This is a genomic window from Rahnella sp. BIGb0236 (assembly GCF_004364755.1).
Taxonomy (GTDB): domain Bacteria; phylum Pseudomonadota; class Gammaproteobacteria; order Enterobacterales; family Enterobacteriaceae; genus Rahnella; species Rahnella victoriana.
On the sequence record NZ_SOAO01000002.1, the window covers coordinates 189,832 to 203,779 of the forward strand.

General features: G+C 54.0%; 12 protein-coding genes. 7 read left to right on the top strand and 5 right to left on the bottom strand.

Annotation, left to right across the window (positions count from 1 at the left end):
- The first annotated feature begins 88 nt into the window (after nucleotides 1–88).
- The gene (locus tag EDF78_RS04325; protein ID WP_119826489.1) at nucleotides 89–553 is read left to right on the top strand and encodes a MarR family transcriptional regulator; all 465 of its coding nucleotides are present in this window, start codon (nucleotides 89–91) and stop codon (nucleotides 551–553) included.
- On the opposite strand, the gene EDF78_RS04330 is transcribed toward EDF78_RS04325, so the two are convergent.
- From EDF78_RS04330 to EDF78_RS04340, 3 genes are read right to left on the bottom strand one after another with little or no spacing between them, the layout of a single operon-like run.
- Nucleotides 550–1,587, bottom strand: a complete 1,038-nt coding sequence (locus EDF78_RS04330) for an AI-2E family transporter (RefSeq protein ID WP_095921328.1) — start codon at nucleotides 1,585–1,587, stop codon at nucleotides 550–552. The genes EDF78_RS04325 and EDF78_RS04330 overlap by 4 nt on opposite strands.
- Before the next feature lie 25 nt (nucleotides 1,588–1,612).
- Nucleotides 1,613–4,708 (bottom strand): multidrug efflux RND transporter permease subunit, encoded by a 3,096-nt coding sequence (locus EDF78_RS04335; protein ID WP_133822646.1) that lies wholly within the window; start codon nucleotides 4,706–4,708, stop codon nucleotides 1,613–1,615.
- A 9-nt stretch (nucleotides 4,709–4,717) separates the two neighbouring features.
- The gene (locus EDF78_RS04340; protein WP_133822647.1) at nucleotides 4,718–5,860 is read right to left on the bottom strand and encodes an efflux RND transporter periplasmic adaptor subunit; all 1,143 of its coding nucleotides are present in this window, start codon (nucleotides 5,858–5,860) and stop codon (nucleotides 4,718–4,720) included.
- A 532-nt stretch (nucleotides 5,861–6,392) separates the two neighbouring features.
- Here EDF78_RS04340 and EDF78_RS04345 point away from each other — a divergent pair.
- Both EDF78_RS04345 and EDF78_RS04350 read left to right on the top strand, forming a co-directional pair.
- Entirely contained in the window at nucleotides 6,393–6,938 is a 546-nt protein-coding gene (locus tag EDF78_RS04345) for a cytochrome b (protein WP_095921325.1), read from the top strand.
- A 53-nt stretch (nucleotides 6,939–6,991) separates the two neighbouring features.
- Nucleotides 6,992–7,567 (top strand): YceI family protein, encoded by a 576-nt coding sequence (locus tag EDF78_RS04350; RefSeq protein ID WP_131692684.1) that lies wholly within the window; start codon nucleotides 6,992–6,994, stop codon nucleotides 7,565–7,567.
- Nucleotides 7,568–7,636: 69 nt separating this feature from the next.
- Here the strand turns inward: EDF78_RS04350 and EDF78_RS04355 are convergent, their stop codons facing one another.
- On the bottom strand, nucleotides 7,637–8,692 hold the full coding sequence (locus tag EDF78_RS04355; protein ID WP_095921323.1) for a rhodanese-related sulfurtransferase: 1,056 nt from the start codon (nucleotides 8,690–8,692) through the stop codon (nucleotides 7,637–7,639).
- A 230-nt stretch (nucleotides 8,693–8,922) separates the two neighbouring features.
- Here EDF78_RS04355 and EDF78_RS04360 point away from each other — a divergent pair, with 230 nt between their 5' ends.
- The 4 genes from EDF78_RS04360 (at nucleotide 8,923) to mdtG (ending at nucleotide 13,468) form a co-directional block, all read left to right on the top strand.
- Nucleotides 8,923–10,020, top strand: coding sequence for an NADH:flavin oxidoreductase/NADH oxidase (locus EDF78_RS04360; protein WP_095921322.1), 1,098 nt, complete (start codon nucleotides 8,923–8,925; stop codon nucleotides 10,018–10,020).
- Between the two features lie 333 nt (nucleotides 10,021–10,353).
- Nucleotides 10,354–11,289 carry a Kdo(2)-lipid IV(A) acyltransferase gene (locus EDF78_RS04365; RefSeq protein ID WP_133822648.1) on the top strand — a complete coding sequence of 312 codons (936 nt, stop codon included), beginning with the start codon at nucleotides 10,354–10,356 and terminating at the stop codon, nucleotides 11,287–11,289.
- A 212-nt stretch (nucleotides 11,290–11,501) separates the two neighbouring features.
- On the top strand, nucleotides 11,502–11,936 hold the full coding sequence (locus EDF78_RS04370) for a DoxX family protein (RefSeq protein ID WP_095921320.1): 435 nt from the start codon (nucleotides 11,502–11,504) through the stop codon (nucleotides 11,934–11,936).
- A 293-nt stretch (nucleotides 11,937–12,229) separates the two neighbouring features.
- Nucleotides 12,230–13,468, top strand: a complete 1,239-nt coding sequence (gene mdtG / locus EDF78_RS04375; RefSeq protein ID WP_095921319.1) for a multidrug efflux MFS transporter MdtG — start codon at nucleotides 12,230–12,232, stop codon at nucleotides 13,466–13,468.
- A gap of 27 nt (nucleotides 13,469–13,495) precedes the next feature.
- On the opposite strand, the gene EDF78_RS04380 is transcribed toward mdtG, so the two are convergent.
- On the bottom strand, nucleotides 13,496–13,852 hold the full coding sequence (locus EDF78_RS04380) for a hypothetical protein (RefSeq protein ID WP_133822649.1): 357 nt from the start codon (nucleotides 13,850–13,852) through the stop codon (nucleotides 13,496–13,498).
- Between the last annotated feature and the right edge of the window lie 96 nt (nucleotides 13,853–13,948).

The following is a 13,948-nucleotide window of genomic DNA, read 5'->3' on the forward strand; positions in this document are numbered from 1 at the left end:
GGCATTTTTTCAGCGCGGGTTGCACTATGATCTCAGAGGCCTACAATAGCGTTGAGCTTAGCAGACTTATCTTGAGCAACCTCATAAAATGACGACACCTACATCAGCACATGCCACCCCCGCAGAAATCACCGAAACATTGCTTTCCGTGATCCGCTTAATGAGAAAACAAGTCGATGCCGCTATGTCGGCGCAAGGGCTGTCGCTGGCGCGCGAAAAGCTGCTGACGGCCATTGCCCACGAAGGCACCTGCCGCCCGGCGGAACTGGCTATCGCGCTGCAACAATCGCCGCGAACCATTACCGATGCCATTGATGCGATGGACAGAGACGGGCTGTTGCTGCGCAAGCGCCATCCGACGGATCGGCGTTCACAACTGCTGGAACTGACCGATGCCGGGAAACAGGCTTTGCAGCAGGTGAGGAAACCGAAACAGGAAGCCATTGACCGCCTGTTTGATGGTCTGGATTTACCGGCGCGTCAGCAACTGATGACCGCCTTGCAAAGTATCGAATCGCTGGCCCAGCGTATTGAAGATCAACCGTCACGCTAGCGTTTCGGGGGGCCGTCCCCCAGCAGCACCGCAATTTTGTGTCCGGCAGCGGTCGGTTCAAGGGCGATTTTAAGCACGATGGTCAGCGGGACCGAAAGCAGCATCCCTACCGGCCCCATCAGCCATCCCCAGAAAATCAACGACATAAACACCACCAGCGTCGACAACCCGAGACCACGTCCGAGAATGCGGGGATCAATGATGCTGCCAAACACCAGATTAATCAGGATATACCCCCCCGTCAGAATCAACCCCTCGCTGACACCGTTGAACAAAAATGCCTGGATAATCGGCGGGATAGCGGCCAGAAAAGAACCAATGTTGGGGATGTAATTCAGCGCAAACGCCAGCATCCCCCACAGGAACGCAAAGCGGATCCCCATCACGGCGAGCAGTGCCCACACCGCCAACCCGGTCACCACGCTGATCAGCGTTTTGATCACCAGATAACGCGTCACGCTGTCCAGCGCCCGCTGAATATTCGCCATCCCCTTCCCCGGATCATCCGACATCTGTTCCACTTTATAGGGCAGTTGCGGCACTTCAAGCAGCATAAATGCGACGGTCATCAGCAGTAAGAACAACCCCGCCATCGCATTCGACAAATAGCTGATCAGCTTACTCACCAGATTCAAAGTTGCGGCCGGATCAATATGGCTGGCGAGTTGTTCTGGCGATAACGTCAGCTCGCCTTGCGGAAACCAGGCTTCAATGTCACTCAGTTTCTCAACAATCAGCCCGCGGTATTGCGGCAAGGTACGGGCAAATTCATTGAGCGTTACCAGCAACTTGCTGGTCAGGAAGACCATCATGCAGATCACCAGCGTCGCCACCAGTAAAACAGCGAGCGCACGGGGCACCCGCCATTTTTCCAGCAGAACAATCAGCGGATTGAGCACAAAGGCCAGAAACAGCGCAAGAATAAAGGGCACGATGATGTCAGCTGCCGATTTGATGCCCGCGAAAATCACCACCAGCATGGCCATCATGACCACCATTTTCAGGCCCTGAGTCGTTACGATCGTTTTGCGCAAACCTTTCTCCTGATGTTGCGGATCCTCAGCGGGATTTCACCCATTCACGTAAACGCTGGATATGCACATACAACGCCGGGATAAACAGGATCCCTGCTGTCGTGGACAGCAACATGCCGCTGAATACAGTGACACCAATAATATGACGGCTCATCGCCCCCGCGCCTGTCGCCATCACCAGCGGTAACACCCCGAGAATGAAGGAGATCGCGGTCATCATTACCGCGCGGAAACGCTGTTTTGCGCCATCCTGTGCCGCTTCGCGAACCGACGCCCCTTCTTCCCTTCTGGCTTTTGAGAACTCGACGATCAGAATGGCATTTTTCGCTGCCAGCCCGATAAGGAGCACCATACCAATCTGAGCATATACGTCGTTGCTCAGCCCTGCCATGTGCAGACCGCCGATTGCGCCAAACACCGCAAAAATCACTGAAATCATGACCACCAGAGGGATACTCCAGCTTTCGTATTGCGCCACCAGGAACAGATAGGCAAACAGCAAGGCGGCGGCATAAATCAGGATCGCCTGACCGCCTGCCTGAATTTCCTGCAACGACATGCCGGTCCACTCGTAGCCGTAGCCCGCCGGAAGTTTCTCGCTGAGAATGGCCTCCATCTGCGCCATGGCTTCACCGGAACTCACGCCAGGCGCCGCTGAACCGCTGATCGCCAGTGACGGAAACTGGTTGTATTGGGTAATAAATGGCGCACCAAGAGATGGCGTCAGTTCGACCATTTTCCCCATACTGACCAGCGAGCCGTTATCACTGCGTACCGTCAGCGTGGCAATCTGGTCGGCGCGCTGACGATCTTCCATTTCATTTTGCATCTGCACATTGAACAGACGGTTATTGATAATGAAATCGCTGACGTTGACGCCGCCAAGTGATGTCTGCAATGTGCCGAAAATCCGGCTGACCGGCACCTGCAACAACGCGGCGCGGTCGCGATCCACGCTTAATGCAATTTCAGGCACGGACGCACTGAAGGTGGTAAACACACGGCTCAGTTGCGGATCCTGATTAGCGGCCTGAATCAGCGCCTGTCCGGTTGCGGCCAGTTCCTGCGGCGATTGTCCCTGCAATGCCTGCAGGCGTAAATCCAGTCCGGAGGCAGTCCCCAGCCCGGAAATGGCGGGCGGATTGATCGCCATGATCATCGCCGACGGAATGCCCGCCATTGCCGGTTGCAGACGTCCGATCACCTGATCCACGCTGCTGCGCTCGCCCCAGGGTTTCAGCAACACAATGCCAAAAGCGGCATTTGGCGAACTGCCGCCGCTCAGCAGGCTGAAGCCGCTGATGGCAATCACATCCTCCACCGCCGGATCTTTTTGCAGAATTTGCTGCATGTCGCCAAGCACGGCGTCGGTGCGGTTCAGCGACGCACCATCAGGCAACTGCACATTCACAAAGAAGTAGCCCTGATCTTCATCGGGCAGGAAAGATTTTGGCAGGCTGCTGTAACCCCATACGCAAGCGCCGGCAATCACCAGCACCGCAACCACGCTGGTCAGCACATGCTTGCTGATATGTCGCGTGGCCTGCACATAGACATTACGCGCCCTGTCCAGTCCCTGATTGAAAAGACGGAACACCCGCGCCGGTTTTTCAGGACGCGGCTGGAGAAGAGTTGCACATAACGCAGGCGTCAGCGTCAGCGCGTTGATACTTGAGAGGACAACAGCCGCCGACAGTGTGACCGCAAACTGTCGATACAGCGCGCCGGTAATGCCCGGCAGCACCGCGATGGGCACAAACACCGCCAGCAAAACGACCGTCGTCGCGATAACCGGCCCGGCAATCTGTTTCAGCGCCTTACGGGTGGCCGCCACGCGCCCGAGCGACGGATCTTCCATCATCAGGCGCTCGACGTTTTCGACCACCACGATGGCATCATCGACCACCACCGTCAGCGCCAGAATAATGGCGAACAAACTCAGTGTATTGGCGGAATAGCCAAAGGCGTAGAGCACGGCAAAGGTGCCCAGTAAAGAGACCGGAATGGTCAATGCGACAATAAAGGTTGCCCGGGCGCTTTGCAGGAACAGATAAACAATCGACAGCACGACGATAAAAGTGAGCACCAGCGACACCGCAATCTCATCCAGTGTGGCGCTGACGAACTGCGTCGAGTCGAATTTGATTTCATAGGTCAGATCGTCCGGGAAATTACGCGCCTGACGCGACATCTCTTCGCGTACGGCCTCAGCTACATTCAGCGCATTGGCGCCCGGCGCGGGATAGACCGACAGGAAAGCCGACGGCGTCTGATTCAGCGTCGCATTGACCTGATAATCCTGCGCGCCCAGTTCAATGCGGGCGACATCGCGTAAGCGAACTGACCCGCCGTGGGCATTTTTCCGCACAATAATATTGCCAAACTCTTCCGGCGAACTCAGACGCCCTGCGCCGCTGATGGTCAGGGTTTGCTGCTGCATCAAAGGGCTTGGCGATGCACCAATCTGCCCGGCGGCGGCCTGTACGTTCTGGTCCCGGATGGCTGCGCTGATTTCCATGCTGCTGACATCCAGCGCTTCCATTTTGCGCGGATCCAGCCAGATGCGCATGCTGTAGTCACGCGAACCGAACACCCGCACATCGCCGACACCGTCCACACGCGCCAGCGCATCACGCAGCTGAATACTGGCAAAGTTGCTGATAAACAACATGTCATGTGTATTTTCAGGAGAAAGCAGGCTGATCCCCATCAGGATATTCGATGCCTGTTTACGCACCGAGACGCCGGTGCTCAGCACTTCCGGCGGAAGCCGCGAGCTGACCTGCGAAATACGGTTCTGCACTTCAACGGCGGCAGTGTCCGGATCGGTGCCGCTGGCAAACGTAATGGTCAGCGAGTAACTGCCGTTATTGCCGCTGTTGGACGACATATACAACATGTTGCTGACGCCATTGACCTGCGCTTCAATGGGCGCGGCGACAGATTCCGCCACGTCCCGCGCACTGGCGCCGGGATAAACCGCACTGACAGACACCACCGGTGGCGTGATATCAGGGTATTGCTCCACCGGAATAACCTTGAGCGCAACCGCCCCGATCAGCGCGGTCACCACCGCAATCACCACCGCGAAGCGGGGCCTTTTAATAAATTGCTGAAGCATTGTTATTCCTTAACGTTTCTGCGCCGTGGCGTTTGAGGCGTCTGTTTCGCCCCGTACATTGACCTTCATGCCGGGCTGGATCCATTGCAGGCCGTCGGTCACCACCCTTTCACCCCCCTGCAAACCGTCCGTCACGAAATACCCCTGACCGGTCTGCGCACCGAGGCGCACCGGTCTTGCCTCCACGCGCTGTTCAGCATCCACCAGCAGGACAAAATGCCCCTGCGCGTTTTGCTGCAGCGCCTGCGCCGGTAGCACCGGCAGCTTATGCGCGGAATTGGGTTCTGCCGCCACATTCACCGTGCCTCCCGGCAACAGACGGTGGTCAGGATTGGCCACCGTCAGCCTGACCGGCAATGTGCCCGTCTGGGCATCGATACGGTTGCCTAAAGATTCCAGTACCGGCGCATTCATGTACGGCGAACCGTCGGATAAGCGCAAAGAGAGCGTCATATTGCTGGCAGAAAAAGCGTCTTCCAGCGTGCCGCTGCTGTGGCTGGCACTCAGCACATCGCGCTCATTCACCGAAATCACCACGCGCACCGGATCAAGCTGGACGATTTCCGTGAGTGCGCCGCTGGCCGGATTCACCAGACTGCCGGTGTGAAAATGGCTCACGCCGATACGGCCGGAAATCGGGGCGGTAATGCGGGTATAGCTCAGCTGTAATTCCTGGGTTTTCAGCGCGGCCTGCGCCTGTGCGACGGCGGCGCGGGCGGTATCACGGGCGGCCAGCGCGGTATCGACGTCAGACTGGCTGACGGTACGCGCATCGCCCAGACGCTGTATGCGGTTCAGATGGGTCTGCGCGTGCCGCGCGGTAGCATTGGCGCTGTCCAGTTGTGCTTTGGCCTGTGCGACGGCAGCCTGATGCAGCGCGGGTTCGATTTCATACAGCACATCCCCGGCATTCACAAACTGCCCTTCTTCAAAGGCACGGCGGGCGATAAAGCCTTCGGTACGACTGGTGATATTCACCGCCTGAACGGCCTCGAGGCGGCCGAGATATGTCCGGCTGACGCCGTCCGGTTGGGTCTGAATGGTCGTGGTCGCAACCGTGGGCAAAGGCTGTGCAGCCACCACGGCCAGAGGGGAAAGAAATAATGCCATCAGTGCTGGTATAGCGATAAAGCGATGAATTGCAGGAAACATAATGTCACTCTCCATGTGATGTCGGATGCCGCGCTTCTGATTTCATTAAAAACGCATGCACCGGCAAACATCAAATATTAATCTATAAAGAAAATCCTAATACGATTTTAAAAGGATTATAAATAGCACTGGCCGTCATAAACTGATCTCGATCAGATGAATGACTAACCTGTCATTTCTTTACGCTTTATTTAATAAATATTGATATTCAACGCGTAATATTTTCAGCACATCCCAAAACACCCAATATTATTAATCACGCCTGTGATTGTTATTTTTACTCAAATTTTTAGTTCTAAGAATAACTTTACCGACAGTGACAAAACCTTACAAACCCGCATTCTGCCTGAGCATCAGATAATTCCCTGCCTTATCCTTAAACAAAAACGAAACCATTGAATAAAACAACGCAATTAGCATCAAAAATAATGAAAGAGTTAACTTAATTGCTCAAATTGAAAATAAATGTTTGCAAGGATGTTTCCAAATGTTTACTTTCCAGAAATATTAATTCTGAAGAGAATGTCACCCTATGCTGTGGAAAAATACCCCGGCCCGGTTTGGTTCTATTTCCATCATCATCCACTGGATGGTGGCGTTGGCCGTGTATGGCTTATTTGCGCTGGGTTTATGGATGGTCGGACTGGGTTATTACGATACCTGGTACCACCGGGCGCCGGAATTACATAAAAGTATCGGCATCCTGATTTTTGCGGCGATGGTATTTCGTCTTGCCTGGCGGTTTATTTCCCCGCCACCGAAATCACTGGACAGTTACAGCGCGAAAACCCGCATCGGCGCCTGGCTGGCGCATGTGCTGTTGTTTGTTGGCCTGTTTGGCATCCTGATCAGCGGCTATCTGATCTCCACTGCGGAAGGCCAGGCGGTCAGTGTTTTCGGCTGGTTTGAAATCCCCGCCACCCTGTCCGGCCTCGACCAACAGGCTGATATCGCCGGCACGCTGCATTTATGGATGGCGTGGGGCATTGTGATTGTTTCAGGTTTCCATGCCCTTGCCGCCCTTAAACACCATTTCATCGATCGCGACAGCACCCTGACGCGCATGCTGGGGCGCTGAACCGGCTCTTTACTTTTGCAGTTCACATTATGGATAAACGGAGAATAACCATGTTGAAAAAGACCACTCTGGGTTTAACACTGGCGTCGCTGTTACTGGCCGCCGGTACCGCGTCAGCAGCGAACTACAAGATTGACAAAGAAGGTCAGCACGCCTTTATTGAATTTCGTATCAAACACTTAGGTTATAGCTGGCTTTACGGCAGCTTTAACGATTTCGATGGCGGATTCACCTTTGATGAGAAAGATCCCACGGCGGATAAAGTGAATGTGACCATCAACACCACCAGCGTCTTTACCAACCATGCCGAGCGTGACAAGCATCTGCGCAGCGCGGATTTCCTGAATGTTGGCAAACATCCGCAAGCCACGTTCAAATCAACATCGGTGACAAAGGAAGGTGAAAATCTGGCCGTGACCGGCGACTTTACGCTGAACGGTGTGACTAAGCCACTGACACTTCAGGCGAAATTGCTCGGTCAGGGCAAGGATCCGTGGGGCGGATACCGTGCAGGTTTTGAAGCGTCAGGCACCCTCGCACTGAAGGATTACGGCATCACGACCGATCTCGGTCCGGCATCGCAGAATGTTGAGCTGATCATTTCTGTCGAAGGCGTACAGGAGAAGTAATTCACTGCGCCCACAAAAAAGCCCTGAACGGCCATTGCTGTTCAGGGCTTTTTGTTATGCCGGTGCTGGTCAGTCGTTTTCCGGTGCCGGAATATGCATGGTGGTTTGCAGCAGGCCTTTGGATTTATTGAAAATCTTAATCCCGTTTTCACGACCGGCGCGCAAGGCTCGTTGCTCTTCAACCGGCAGCTTCAGCTCGGTCATACAGATTTCGCTGCAACAACCGTCAAATTTTGCTGCACAGGTCGGACACTGAATAAACAGCAGATGACAACCGTCGTTTTTGCAGTTGGTATGGCTATCGCAGGCCGCGCCGCACTGATGGCAATGTGAGATCACATCATCCGAGATACGCTCGCCCATACGTTCATCAAAGACAAAATTTTTCCCTTTGAATTTGACCGGCAAGCCCTGCTCTTTGGCACGGCGCGCATATTCGATGATGCCGCCTTCCACGTGATACACGTTTTTAAAACCGTTATGCAGCATGTAGGCGCTGGCTTTTTCACAGCGGATCCCGCCGGTGCAGTACATCACGATTTTCTTGTCTTTGTCTTCTTTGAGCATATCAACGGCCATCGGCAGCTGATCGCGGAAGGTGTCAGACGGCACTTCTATCGCGTTGTCAAAATGGCCCACTTCGTATTCATAGTGGTTACGCATATCAACAAACAACGTGTCCGGGTCGTCGATCATGGCGTTAACCTGCTCGGCTTTGAGGTACTCACCGATGTTCGACGGATCAAATGATGCATCCTCAATCCCGTCCGCCACAATGCGGTCACGCACTTTAAGACGCAGCACCCAGAAGGATTTGCCGTCATCTTCCAGCGCGACGTTCAGACGGATATTGTCCAGCGCCGGATGGCTGGAAAACAGCTCAGCTTTAAACGCCTCAAACTGACTTTGCGGTACGCTGATTTGCGCGTTAATGCCTTCTTTTGCCACATAAATACGACCAAACACGTTAAGGCGTGTCAGGCTGATGTACAGGGCATCACGGAAGGCTTTCGGATCTTCGATCTGGAAATACTTATAAAAAGAAACCGTGGTGCGCGGCTCAGTTTCAGCCAACATGCGCGCACGGAGTTCCTCATTAGAAATACGGTTATGTAACACTGGCATGGTGTACGTTCCTGTCTTTCAGGGGAATTTAACTATTGGGTACCGAATAGCTACTTTTGAAGCGGCAAGATTATACATTAAAGCAACAATGAGGACATCTCCCGTTGCAAATTCGTCTGAAGAAAAACACCTGCTGATCATTGTCCTTTTTTGAAATGCGATAACCTATTCTTAGGTGTTATCCATTTTTGCAATCCATTCACCACGCTGAATTTTAAGGGGCATGAAACATGAGTAAGCTTTTTGAACCTATTACGTTAGGGGAACTGACGCTCGCTAACCGCATTGTGATTGCGCCAATGTGCCAGTATTCCTCCGACGAAGGGAAAGCCACGTCCTGGCATCACGCACACCTCGGGCAACTCTCCTTTTCCGGTGCCGGTTTACTGATCCTCGAAGCGACCGCGGTAGAAGCCGTCGGGCGTATTTCTGCTGAGGATTTAGGCTTATGGGATGATGTCACCGAAGCCGCGATGAACGAGTTAGTGACCGGCCTGCGCGAAAACAGCGATATGCCCCTCGGCCTGCAACTCGGACATGCCGGGCGTAAAGCCTCCTGCGCGGCACCGTGGAACGGCGGCGCGCAAATCCCGTCATCCGCTGGCGGCTGGCAGGCGGTTGCACCCTCAGCACTGGCCTTCGCGGAAGGCACTGAAGCCCCGCAGGCGATGTCAGCGGAGCGTATCGCTGAACTGAAAAAAGCCTATGTGGACACCGCACGTCGCGCCGACCGTCTGGGCTTTGATCTGCTGGAGTTGCACGGCGCGCATGGTTATCTGCTGCATCAGTTCCTGTCTCCTCTCTCTAACCAGCGTACCGACCAGTACGGCGGGTCACTGGAAAACCGCATGCGCCTGCTGCTGGAAATTTTCCAGGAAATCCGCGCGGTATTTCCGGCAGAAAAACCCATCGGTGTGCGTATTTCCGCCACCGACTGGGTCGACGGTGGCTGGGATCTGGAACAATCCATTGAACTCGCCAAAGCCCTGGATGAGCTGGGTTGCAGCTATATTCACGTGTCCAGCGGTGGCCTCAGTCCGCATCAGAAAATTACCGTCGGCCCGAATTATCAGGTGCCGTTTGCGGACGGCATTAAACGCTATGTCAGGATGCCGGTGATTGCCGTTGGTCTGATCACTGAACCGGAGCAGGCGGAAGCGATTATCGGTACCGGACAGGCGGACATGATCGCACTGGCACGCGGCATTTTGTATAACCCGCGCTGGCCGTGGCATGCGGCGGCGAAACTGGGTGCGAAAGTCGCGGCACCGAAACAATACTGGCGCAGCGAACCGCACAGTGTGAAAGGCCTGTTCCTGCCGAAATAATCCCCGCATCACAAGGGCTGCCTTCAGGGCTGCCCTTTCATTGACAAACAGGGCTTCTCTGCTGATATTTGAGCGGTGAGCCGTAGAAAAATGAATGCCTGCTCATAAAGAAACCACATTGTTTTCCATTCAGACAATCCATAAGTAAAATGAGGTATTAGTGCCGTGAATTTTCACCTCATTCAAAAAAAGTGCCACAATGTGTCACTTTGCTGCAAAAGATATCGGACAATGCGCATTTCGTATTGAAATGTGGCCGTATTTCTGTGGCAGGCTGCTGCACTAGACAGAGCTTATAAACTTTCTACTTCGATACATTGACGCAGAGAATCTATGACTCAGGTACCTACCTTTAACTGTTCGTTACTGCACCCACGCTACTGGCTCACCTGGATGGGTCTGGGGCTGCTGTACGCAATGGTATTACTGCCTTATCCGGTGATTTATCGCATCGGTACCGGACTGGGTCGCTTCTCCATGCGCTTCCTGAAACGCCGTTACAAAATCGCTCAACGCAATATCGAATTGTGTTTCCCCGACATGCACCCGGAACAGCGGGAAGACATGGTGGTGAAAAACTTCGAGTCCGTGGGGATGGGATTATTTGAGACCGGCATGGCGTGGTTCTGGCCTGACTGGCGCATCGAGCGTTGGTTTAAAGTCAGCGGTCTGGAGCATATTCAGCGCGCACGCGACAACAAACAGGGCGTGCTGCTGATTGGTGTCCACTTCCTGACGCTGGAACTGGGCGCACGCATTTTCGGCATCCATAATCCTGGCGTCGGGGTGTATCGTCCGCACGATAATAAGCTGATGGACTGGATCCAGACCAAAGGCCGCATGCGTTCGAATAAAGGCATGCTGGATCGTAAAGATCTCAAAGGGATGATCCGCAGCCTCAAACAAGGCGACATTATCTGGTATGCGCCGGATCATGACTACGGTCCGCGCGCCAGCGTCTTCGTGCCGTTCTTTGCCGTCGACAAAGCGGCAACCACCACCGGGACTTATCTGCTGGCGCGGATGGGCAAACCCGCCATCATCCCTTTCACTCCGCGTCGCCTCGCCAATGGCAAAGGCTACGAGATGATCATTCACCCTCAGGTGGCTGACTTCCCGCTGGATGATGAAGTGGTCGCTGCCGCCTACATGAACAAAGTGGTTGAGGATGAAATTCGTCAGGCACCGGAACAGTACATGTGGCTGCACCGCCGGTTCAAAACGCGTCCGCAGGGTGAACCTTCACTCTATAAAGCCCTCAGCGATTAATCCCCGAAAACCGGTCCTTTCCCGACGGGTCCGGTTTTTTGATTTGCTTCATCAATTTTTTTCACAGACTTCTTCAAACTTATCAGATTTTATCCCGCCCCGTTTAGGCCAATACTCTCTGCATAATTTCTCCACGTGATTACTCCGCTGAATTTGGAGCCGCGTGACCCCTCGCCTCTGCGAAGGCATGTTACCTTTAAAAGGAACGTATTATGTTGGCTAAACTGAATTCCGCTTTTACCCGTGCAGTTGATCATCAGAACTTCGGTAAGCTTCTGTTACGCCTGACTTTCGGTATTCTGGTGTTATTTCATGGCGTGGCAAAAATGGAAAATGGCGTGGGCTGGATAGCCCAAATGTTACAGGCGGACGGCTTGCCGGGCTTTATTGCCTACGGTGCGTACATCGGTGAAGTTATTGCGCCGGTACTGATTATTCTGGGCATCTTTACCCGCCCTGCGGCGCTGGTTCTGGCATTCAACATTTTAGTGGCAGTTTTCCTGGTGGTCGGCGGTAAATTCTTCACCGTCACCGAAGTCGGTGCATGGGGACTGGAAGGCGAAGCCCTGTACTTCTTCGGCGGTCTGGTGATCATGTTCCTGGGCAGCGGCCGTTACTCTGTAATGAAAAATGAAGCCCTGCGCTGATACCCGTTTTATCTGTTGAGTCTGACTCTTTGGTTGTTTTTTAATTCTGTGTCTGTCGCGGCCAGCCTTATCGCTGGCCGTTTTTTTTTGCGTTTTCGCCCGCTCTGTTGATCTTCTTCATCCCGCCCGCACGCGTTAACCTGTATCTTATTTAACCTGTTACACTTCGTTAACATCATTGAAGTGAATGATAATTAGGCGCATAATTATCATGCCAATTGATTGTTACTTGTGCTCTGCCTTGTTTCTGTCTGTCATTCCAGAGCGAATCTGACCTCTTTTTTCGGTATTTTATGACTTCGGCCTCTGAACCTGAAACTGCTCCAGAACCCATAAACTGGAAACGTAATCTGTATGTCGCCTGGATTGGCTGCTTCCTGACCGGTGCCGCATTCAGTTTGATCATGCCTTTCCTGCCCCTTTATGTAGAAACCCTCGGCGTCACCGGCCATGAATCCCTGAATATGTGGTCGGGACTGGTGTTCAGTATCACCTTCCTGTTTTCAGCCATCGCATCACCTTTCTGGGGCGGACTCGCCGACCGTAAAGGCCGTAAAATCATGCTGCTGCGTTCCGCACTCGGCATGGCCATCGTCATGGCGCTGATGGGCGTGGCGCAAAACATCTGGCAGTTCCTGATCCTGCGCGCATTGCTCGGTTTACTCGGCGGATTTGTGCCCAATGCCAATGCCCTGATCGCCACCCAGATCCCGCGAAACAAAAGCGGCTGGGCGCTGGGCACACTGTCAACCGGTGCGGTGAGCGGCGCACTGATCGGCCCGCTGGTCGGTGGTCTGCTGGCCGACAGCTACGGTTTACGTCCGGTATTCTTCATCACGGCGCTGGTGCTTTTCCTGTGTTTCCTGATGACGCTGTATTTCATTCGCGAGCAGTTTGTGCCGGTGAACAAAAAAGACATGCTGAACCGCAGGCAAGTGTTTGCCTCACTGAAAAATCCCAAGCTGGTGCTGTGTCTGTTCGTGACCACGCTGATTATTCAGGTGGCGACGGGGTCGATCGCCCCGATCTTGACGTTATACGTCCGGGAACTGGCGGGTGATACCCAGAATCTGGCATTTATCAGCGGGATGATTGCGTCCGTGCCCGGCGTCGCCGCCCTGATGAGTGCGCCCCGTTTGGGCAAACTCGGCGACCGGATCGGGCCGGAACGCATTCTGGTGGCCATGCTGGCGATATCGGTGCTGCTGCTGATCCCGATGGCCTTTGTGCAAACGCCGCTGCAACTGGGAATTTTGCGATTTATGCTGGGTGCCTGCGATGGCGCACTGCTCCCCGCCGTACAGACCCTGCTGATTTATAACTGCACCAATCAGGTGGCCGGGCGCGTATTCAGTTATAACCAGTCGTTTCGTGATGTGGGCAACGTCACCGGCCCGCTGCTGGGTGCGGCGGTTTCGGCCAGTTACGGATTCCGTACCGTGTTTTGCGTGACGGCGCTGGTGGTGTTGTTCAATGCAGTGTATTCGTACTGGTGTCTGCAACGCCGGCCGCGTCAGGCGATGGTCGATTAAATCCCGACCGGCGTCACAGGGAGAGGTTTACTTAGCTTTTTCAGGCTGCGGTGGCATTGCCATATGATCAGGTACTTCGACCACGGCCAGGCGCACTTCGTAATGTTTGCCTGCGGTGGTCGCAGGCAACACTGATGTCAGTTTCTGAATGGTTTCCGTCGGGTTTTCGCTGGCAACACTGGCACAGAATAACTGCCCCGGATGGCAAAAGCCCATCATCATCGGTGGCGGAGGAAGCATCCCCTCGCCATGGAAAGGCGGCATACCGTGCGGCTGTTCCACCGGCGGCTGAGGATGCACATTTTCAGCGGCAGTGCTTGCTACGCTGAATAACACGCCAAGGCCGCACAGCGGCATGAGTAAAGCGCGGGAAAGTGTTGTCATAGCATTAACCTTATCTTGAGAATTCAGGGTCACTTTATGCCTCAAACTCTTCCCGTGTAGCCGGTTTGCTAAACTTTTACCCTCTCCTCCCACAGC

Excerpts from the sequence above, each read along its gene's own strand:
- EDF78_RS04340 (WP_133822647.1), bottom strand. The coding sequence starts at position 5,860 with ATGTTTCCTGCAATTCATCGCTTTATCGCTATACCAGCACTGATGGCA.
- EDF78_RS04345 (WP_095921325.1), top strand. The coding sequence starts at position 6,393 with ATGCTGTGGAAAAATACCCCGGCCCGGTTTGGTTCTATTTCCATCATC.
- EDF78_RS04335 (WP_133822646.1), bottom strand. The coding sequence starts at position 4,708 with ATGCTTCAGCAATTTATTAAAAGGCCCCGCTTCGCGGTGGTGATTGCG.
- EDF78_RS04325 (WP_119826489.1), top strand. The coding sequence starts at position 89 with ATGACGACACCTACATCAGCACATGCCACCCCCGCAGAAATCACCGAA.
- EDF78_RS04370 (WP_095921320.1), top strand. The coding sequence starts at position 11,502 with ATGTTGGCTAAACTGAATTCCGCTTTTACCCGTGCAGTTGATCATCAG.
- EDF78_RS04355 (WP_095921323.1), bottom strand. The coding sequence starts at position 8,692 with ATGCCAGTGTTACATAACCGTATTTCTAATGAGGAACTCCGTGCGCGC.
- EDF78_RS04365 (WP_133822648.1), top strand. The coding sequence starts at position 10,354 with ATGACTCAGGTACCTACCTTTAACTGTTCGTTACTGCACCCACGCTAC.
- EDF78_RS04380 (WP_133822649.1), bottom strand. The coding sequence starts at position 13,852 with ATGACAACACTTTCCCGCGCTTTACTCATGCCGCTGTGCGGCCTTGGC.
- mdtG (WP_095921319.1), top strand. The coding sequence starts at position 12,230 with ATGACTTCGGCCTCTGAACCTGAAACTGCTCCAGAACCCATAAACTGG.
- EDF78_RS04360 (WP_095921322.1), top strand. The coding sequence starts at position 8,923 with ATGAGTAAGCTTTTTGAACCTATTACGTTAGGGGAACTGACGCTCGCT.